This is a genomic window from Bacillus pretiosus (assembly GCF_052947655.1).
In genome coordinates, this window is the sequence record NZ_CM129593.1 from 292,501 (window position 1) to 300,000 (window position 7,500).

A 7,500-nucleotide genomic window follows, 5' to 3' on the forward strand; every position below is an offset into this window, starting at 1 on the left:
CTAAGGTTTCCTGAGGAAGGCTCGTCCGCTCAGGGTTAGTCAGGACCTAAGCCGAGGCCGACAGGCGTAGGCGATGGACAACAGGTTGATATTCCTGTACCACCTCTTTATCGTTTGAGCAATGGAGGGACGCAGAAGGATAGAAGAAGCGTGCGATTGGTTGTGCACGTCCAAGCAGTTAGGCTGATAAGTAGGCAAATCCGCTTATCGTGAAGGCTGAGCTGTGATGGGGAAGCTCCTTATGGAGCGAAGTCTTTGATTCCCCGCTGCCAAGAAAAGCTTCTAGCGAGATAAAAGGTGCCTGTACCGCAAACCGACACAGGTAGGCGAGGAGAGAATCCTAAGGTGTGCGAGAGAACTCTGGTTAAGGAACTCGGCAAAATGACCCCGTAACTTCGGGAGAAGGGGTGCTTTCTTAACGGAAAGCCGCAGTGAATAGGCCCAAGCGACTGTTTAGCAAAAACACAGGTCTCTGCGAAGCCGTAAGGCGAAGTATAGGGGCTGACACCTGCCCGGTGCTGGAAGGTTAAGGAGAGGGGTTAGCGTAAGCGAAGCTCTGAACTGAAGCCCCAGTAAACGGCGGCCGTAACTATAACGGTCCTAAGGTAGCGAAATTCCTTGTCGGGTAAGTTCCGACCCGCACGAAAGGTGTAACGATTTGGGCACTGTCTCAACCAGAGACTCGGTGAAATTATAGTACCTGTGAAGATGCAGGTTACCCGCGACAGGACGGAAAGACCCCGTGGAGCTTTACTGTAGCCTGATATTGAATTTTGGTACAGTTTGTACAGGATAGGCGGGAGCCATTGAAACCGGAGCGCTAGCTTCGGTGGAGGCGCTGGTGGGATACCGCCCTGACTGTATTGAAATTCTAACCTACGGGTCTTATCGACCCGGGAGACAGTGTCAGGTGGGCAGTTTGACTGGGGCGGTCGCCTCCTAAAGTGTAACGGAGGCGCCCAAAGGTTCCCTCAGAATGGTTGGAAATCATTCGTAGAGTGCAAAGGCATAAGGGAGCTTGACTGCGAGACCTACAAGTCGAGCAGGGACGAAAGTCGGGCTTAGTGATCCGGTGGTTCCGCATGGAAGGGCCATCGCTCAACGGATAAAAGCTACCCCGGGGATAACAGGCTTATCTCCCCCAAGAGTCCACATCGACGGGGAGGTTTGGCACCTCGATGTCGGCTCATCGCATCCTGGGGCTGTAGTCGGTCCCAAGGGTTGGGCTGTTCGCCCATTAAAGCGGTACGCGAGCTGGGTTCAGAACGTCGTGAGACAGTTCGGTCCCTATCCGTCGTGGGCGTAGGAAATTTGAGAGGAGCTGTCCTTAGTACGAGAGGACCGGGATGGACGCACCGCTGGTGTACCAGTTGTTCTGCCAAGGGCATAGCTGGGTAGCTATGTGCGGAAGGGATAAGTGCTGAAAGCATCTAAGCATGAAGCCCCCCTCAAGATGAGATTTCCCATAGCGTAAGCTAGTAAGATCCCTGAAAGATGATCAGGTTGATAGGTTCGAGGTGGAAGCATGGTGACATGTGGAGCTGACGAATACTAATAGATCGAGGACTTAACCATATAATATGAAGCAAATGTTATCTAGTTTTGAAGGAATATGCCTTCATAGTTTGGTGATGATGGCAGAGAGGTCACACCCGTTCCCATACCGAACACGGAAGTTAAGCTCTCTAGCGCCGATGGTAGTTGGGACCTTGTCCCTGTGAGAGTAGGACGTCGCCAAGCAACTAAAAACACAAGTCTTTTGACTTGTGTTTTTTCGTGTTTAATAAAGCATGAGCATTTTGTACACATTTAGAACTTGTATCGGTGTATTGAGAATTAAGAAATATGATATATGCGGAATGGATATAGTTTGTATACACATTCGTTCTCTGTCCAAGGGGTGTTTAATTTTTGAGCTGTGTCGTACGGTAAAGATTAAAATTGCTTGAAGAACATTTGGATTATTAATGATGATTTACTCCCGCTATGCCATATTGGAGTAGGTAGTACTTGATGTGAAATGGATAAAAAACCGATATTCTAACTTGAATATCGGTTTTTTATCTGTGACTTATATGAATTTATAGCAATACGAAAAGCGTAAATAAGATAGCTAACAAAATACGATAGTATGCGAAAGGTTTTAAGCCTATCTTTTCTAAAAGCTTTAGGAATGTTACTACTGCTAACATTGCTACTATAAAAGAGGTAATGAATCCTACCACAAACATAGGGATATCATTGACACTTAAATACTTCCAGCTTTTTAACAAGTCTAAGCCTGTAGCGCCTACCATTACAGGAAGAGCAATGAGAAAAGAGAACTCAGATGCAGTTTTATAATTTACTTTTGCTAATAGACCTCCAGAAATAGTAGAGCCAGCTCTAGAGAAGCCGGGGTATACTGCTAAGCATTGAAATAATCCAATTGTTAATGCTTGACGGTATGTTAAATCATCCAGTGAATAGGAGGTTGCCTCTTTCTTCTTTACTTCTGCAAAGAGCATAAGAATTGCCCCTGCTACAAGTCCAATTACGACAGTATAGGGCTGAAATAAGTAAGTTTTAATAACACCATGTAGTAGTAAACCAGCAACTACTGCTGGAAATACGCCAAGAAATACATGGAATGCGTTGAATTTCTTCTCTTTCCGCAGAAGAGGTTTAATATTACATAAAGAAACGAGGCGTTTATGATATAAAATTGCAATAGCTAAAATTGCCCCTAGCTGTATAACAATTTCAAACGTTTTCGCTCTTTCTCCTTCAAAATCTAATAAATGCCCGACTAATATAAGGTGACCAGTAGAAGAGATAGGTAAAAATTCGGCTAACCCCTCTACGATACCGAGTATGAAGGCAATAATGATATCGCTCATCGTTTCACTCCTATAAGTTAATGAATGTCTACTCTTTTGAAATAGAATAGTGTTGCAAAAAATCCTGAAACCGCTGTTGCTGCAATGATGATATAAGAATATTCCGGTGGATATGTGGGTTGTAATTCATTATTTGCGATATCAAGAGTAGCGGTCCACGGAAATAAATCTTTATGTTTGGAGTTTACGAGCATAAGATTAGTCATTGTAATAATGACTGTTAATATAATAGGTGGTACATAGCTCTTCATTACAAGAGTTAGTAGCACAATAGGTGAAGACAATAGAAAGAGAAGTCCACCACAGATTAAAAATTTTAGAAAAGAACCTAAAAATAAAGCAGTGTTAAAACCAGGAAAGTTCCCCAATAGCCCTAATATTAAAGTAAGTGCCCAAGCGACTAAAGTTAGCATCATGATCCAAAGAAAAAGAGTGATGAACTTACTTATAATAAAGCTAATACGCGATACGGGGATAGTTAGTAAATTCTTTAGTGTGTCTTCTGCATATTCACGGGTAAACAGATAAGCAATTACTACTCCATATAAGGGGAATCCTATCACTAAAGTAGTATATAAGTTAACATCAGTAAATAATTGATGGAACCAAATAGTCGGAGTGGGCTGTTTGGTTTTTATATGTATATAAGAAGCTACTACGACTAAGAAAGGTGCGACACCAGCCCCAATAATGCTAATTAAAAACATATTAGAGCGTTTTAGTTTTAGTAGTTCTGTATAGAGTAGATTAACCAATTGTTCCACCTCCAACTAATTTAGTGAAATAATCTTCTAATCTATCTTCACTTATCATCATTTTTAATACTTCTACACCATTTAGAACGAATGTTCTGTTGATGTATCCTTGTTGTCCAAAATGAGAATAAATACGAATATTCCCTTCATCATGTACTTCATAATCAAAGATTTGAAACTGATTTTCTAATAGCATTGCGGCTTTGTTTTCATTATTCACTTGAAATTCTATGTACTTACGGTTTGCTTTACGTAGCGTATTAAGAGAAACTTCTTCTAGTAACCTTCCTTCATGAATAATTCCCATACGATCAACTAATTGTTCTACCTCAGCTAATATGTGACTGGAAATAAGTATTGTTATATTTCTTTCCTGAGCTAAAGATTTAATAAGTTTTCGCATTTCTTTAATACCAATAGGATCGAGCCCGTTAGTTGGTTCATCTAGTATGAGTAATTCGGGATAATGGAGAAGGGCACGTGCAATACCTAGGCGCTGCTTCATTCCTAAAGAATACTTCCCAACTAATTTTTTTGTTTCATGCTGCAATCCTACTATTTCTAATGCTTCTTCAATAGCATTCTTTTGGTGAATCCCAATTATCTTTGTATTAATTAATAAGTTTTCTTTTGCAGTTAAGTTTTCATAAAACCCTGGAACCTCAACGATAGAACCAATTCTTCTTAAAATATCTTTTTGATTTTGAAATAAGTCCTCTCCGAATATTTCAATATTTCCACTTGTAGGTTTTATAAGACTGAGTAGCATACGAATGGTTGTTGTTTTGCCCGCACCGTTTCGTCCTATGAATCCATAAATCCCGCCTTGTTGAACATTAATATTTAGATTATCTACTGATTTTTGTGTGCCATACACTTTAGTAAGGTTAGTCGTTTTTATAATTGTATTTATAGGAAACACCTACTTTCTATAAGTTCTTAATTACATGATAAGAAGGAAGGCTTAACTGCATATTAATCATTTCTTAACTATTTCTTAAAAGAAATGTATTTTGGAATTGAAAAGCCAAAAGTAGTTCGTTTCCATGGAGTACTTTCAACCCATATATGCCCACCATTTCTCTCAACGAGTGCTTTAGAAATTGAAAGCCCGAGACCGCTACCACCAGAAGAGGAGTTTCTCGATTGTTCGCTTCGGTACATTCGTTCAAATACGTTTTGTAAATCATGTTTTGGAATACCAGGGCCTTTATCCCAAATAAGAAGTTCATAGTCTGTATCAGTTTCTAGTAGTTCGATCCCTAATGTTTTCCCATCTTTTCCGTAATAAATGGCATTTTTTATCAAATTACTCATAATTCGCATAAGGCTAAGGTGGTCTGCAATGATAGGGCAAGTAGATTCTGGTATGAGAACCTGTAGTTCGAGATTATGTTTTGAGAGTTCAGGTAAAAATTCAATCAAAACTTCTCTAGTAACTTCAGAAAAGTCGAGTTCCTCTTCTTTTAGTGGAAATTCATTGGCGTCTAGCTTTGCCATATTGAATATTTCATTAACTAGATGTTTTAAGTTATTTGATTTCATATAAAGTATTTTAAGATATTCTTTCTTTTCTATTTCAGAAACAGCAACCCCATCTTTTAAAGCGTCGATATATCCAATAATAGAGGTGAGTGGTGTTCGGATATCGTGCGAGATACTAGACAAAAGTTGTTTTCTAGATTCCTCGGATCTTTTTGCTTCGATCCGAACCTTTTCTAATTCAGCTATTAGTTCGTTTATTGAAAAAACGATACTATGTAATGAGGGGTCATTGCTTGTGAATAATCTCGTTTGTAAATTTCCTTTTAGTACACGACCTAATTTTGTGTCCACTGATTTGCGATGTTGAATGAATTGTATTCTTGAAAAGAAGAGATACATTGTAATTAAAATAAGGGTAATAAATAAAGACACCTTTCCTTTTGGGCCCATTTGTATATTTAAAAGCCCGCAAATGATAAGTTGTAATGAAATAAGGAATAGGGTTTTATCAGTCTTCAAGTTTTTCACCTACAAACTTATAACCAATTCCCCATACAGTTTGAATGAATTTTGGATTAGAAGGATTGATTTCTATTTTCTTTCTAAGTTTTCGAATATGTACCATAACGGTATTATCGTCTTCTATATAATTATCGTCCCATACATTTCGAAAGAGCTGTGTTTTTGTAAATACTTGTCCTGGGTTTGAAGTAAAGAATTTCAACAGTTCCAGTTCTTTTCCGGTTAAGCTGATTTCTTCTTTATTTGTATGAACTGTGTATGTATTTAAATCGATAGTTAGTCCTTTGAAAGCTAAAATTGTTTTCTCTTGTGCAGTAGTGTTACTTCCAAGAACTAAAAAACGCCGCATAAGAGCCTTTACTCGTGCAACTACTTCGTGAATACTGAAAGGTTTCGTAATGTAATCATCAGCGCCAATGCTTAAACCTAAAATTTTATCAATTTCGTGATCTTTAGCGGTTAGCATTAATATAGGTACGTTAGTTTTATCTCTAAGTTTTCTACATACTTCGATACCATCTACTTTCGGCATCATAAGATCTAATATAACGAGGTTATAGTTGTTTTGATTAAATAATTGCAAGGCTTCTTCACCATTAACCGCAGTATCTACCATATATAATTCTCGTTCTAAATATATTTTTAATAAATTTCGGATTTCTTTATCATCGTCTGCTATAAGGATACGTATATCTTTCATATTTTCACCTGCTTCTAATAGAGTTTTATTGCTAGTACAACAACTCTCTAATTATATACTAGTATTTGTTAAAATAAGGTTGCTAGTTTTGTTGGAGGGACATGTCTACAAGAATTAAGTCTAGAGTTCAAATGAAATCGAATATGTTTTGGAAGAATAAATTAAAGAGAAGCAGAAGGTGGTTTCTAGTAATGACTCTTTGTATAGGCATATCTAGCTAAAAGAGCATAAAAATATTAAATTGAATATCTTTATAAAAAGGTGTTGACGATTTCATCTTAGAGGTGTAATATAGGACAAGTCGCCGATGCAATAACGCAGAACGCGGCAAACGAAATAAAAAACTTAGTTGACATTGAAAGATGAAGATGTTAACATAAGGGAGTCGCAAATGAGCGACCGAGTAGTTCTTTGAAAACTGAACGAAACAAACAACGTGAAACGTCAATTTTTATTTTTAGATGCTAGACAAACTAACTTTATTGGAGAGTTTGATCCTGGCTCAGGATGAACGCTGGCGGCGTGCCTAATACATGCAAGTCGAGCGAATGGATTGAGAGCTTGCTCTCAAGAAGTTAGCGGCGGACGGGTGAGTAACACGTGGGTAACCTGCCCATAAGACTGGGATAACTCCGGGAAACCGGGGCTAATACCGGATAACATTTTGAACTGCATGGTTCGAAATTGAAAGGCGGCTTCGGCTGTCACTTATGGATGGACCCGCGTCGCATTAGCTAGTTGGTGAGGTAACGGCTCACCAAGGCAACGATGCGTAGCCGACCTGAGAGGGTGATCGGCCACACTGGGACTGAGACACGGCCCAGACTCCTACGGGAGGCAGCAGTAGGGAATCTTCCGCAATGGACGAAAGTCTGACGGAGCAACGCCGCGTGAGTGATGAAGGCTTTCGGGTCGTAAAACTCTGTTGTTAGGGAAGAACAAGTGCTAGTTGAATAAGCTGGCACCTTGACGGTACCTAACCAGAAAGCCACGGCTAACTACGTGCCAGCAGCCGCGGTAATACGTAGGTGGCAAGCGTTATCCGGAATTATTGGGCGTAAAGCGCGCGCAGGTGGTTTCTTAAGTCTGATGTGAAAGCCCACGGCTCAACCGTGGAGGGTCATTGGAAACTGGGAGACTTGAGTGCAGAAGAGGAAAG

The 7,500-nt window shown here is 39.7% G+C and carries 5 protein-coding genes and 3 rRNA genes (2 of these 8 cut by a window edge); 3 read left to right on the forward strand and 5 right to left on the reverse strand.

Annotation, left to right across the window (positions count from 1 at the left end; translation table 11 throughout):
• Window positions 1-1,575, forward strand: a 23S ribosomal RNA gene (locus ACU8YW_RS01635); it begins 1,347 nt to the left of the window's first position.
• A 49-nt stretch (window positions 1,576-1,624) separates the two neighbouring features.
• A 5S ribosomal RNA gene (rrf, locus tag ACU8YW_RS01640) occupies window positions 1,625-1,740 on the forward strand.
• Window positions 1,741-2,081: 341 nt separating this feature from the next.
• Here rrf and uppP read toward each other — a convergent pair.
• The 5 genes from uppP to ACU8YW_RS01665 all read right to left on the reverse strand — a co-directional run bounded on the left by uppP (window position 2,082) and on the right by ACU8YW_RS01665 (window position 6,341).
• Window positions 2,082-2,879 (reverse strand): undecaprenyl-diphosphate phosphatase UppP, encoded by a 798-nt coding sequence (uppP, locus tag ACU8YW_RS01645; RefSeq protein ID WP_001279953.1) that lies wholly within the window; start codon window positions 2,877-2,879, stop codon window positions 2,082-2,084.
• Window positions 2,880-2,896: 17 nt separating this feature from the next.
• The gene (locus tag ACU8YW_RS01650; protein WP_000247712.1) at window positions 2,897-3,634 is read right to left on the reverse strand and encodes an ABC transporter permease; all 738 of its coding nucleotides are present in this window, start codon (window positions 3,632-3,634) and stop codon (window positions 2,897-2,899) included.
• Window positions 3,627-4,556, reverse strand: coding sequence for an ABC transporter ATP-binding protein (locus ACU8YW_RS01655; RefSeq protein ID WP_426934732.1), 930 nt, complete (start codon window positions 4,554-4,556; stop codon window positions 3,627-3,629). The genes ACU8YW_RS01650 and ACU8YW_RS01655 overlap by 8 nt, the downstream gene beginning before the upstream one ends.
• 68 nt (window positions 4,557-4,624) lie before the next feature.
• Window positions 4,625-5,638 carry a sensor histidine kinase gene (locus ACU8YW_RS01660; protein ID WP_426934733.1) on the reverse strand — a complete coding sequence of 338 codons (1,014 nt, stop codon included), beginning with the start codon at window positions 5,636-5,638 and terminating at the stop codon, window positions 4,625-4,627.
• On the reverse strand, window positions 5,628-6,341 hold the full coding sequence (locus ACU8YW_RS01665) for a response regulator transcription factor (protein ID WP_046953851.1): 714 nt from the start codon (window positions 6,339-6,341) through the stop codon (window positions 5,628-5,630). The genes ACU8YW_RS01660 and ACU8YW_RS01665 overlap by 11 nt, the downstream gene beginning before the upstream one ends.
• 479 nt (window positions 6,342-6,820) lie before the next feature.
• Here ACU8YW_RS01665 and ACU8YW_RS01670 point away from each other — a divergent pair.
• Window positions 6,821-7,500, forward strand: a 16S ribosomal RNA gene (locus ACU8YW_RS01670); it runs 872 nt beyond the window's last position.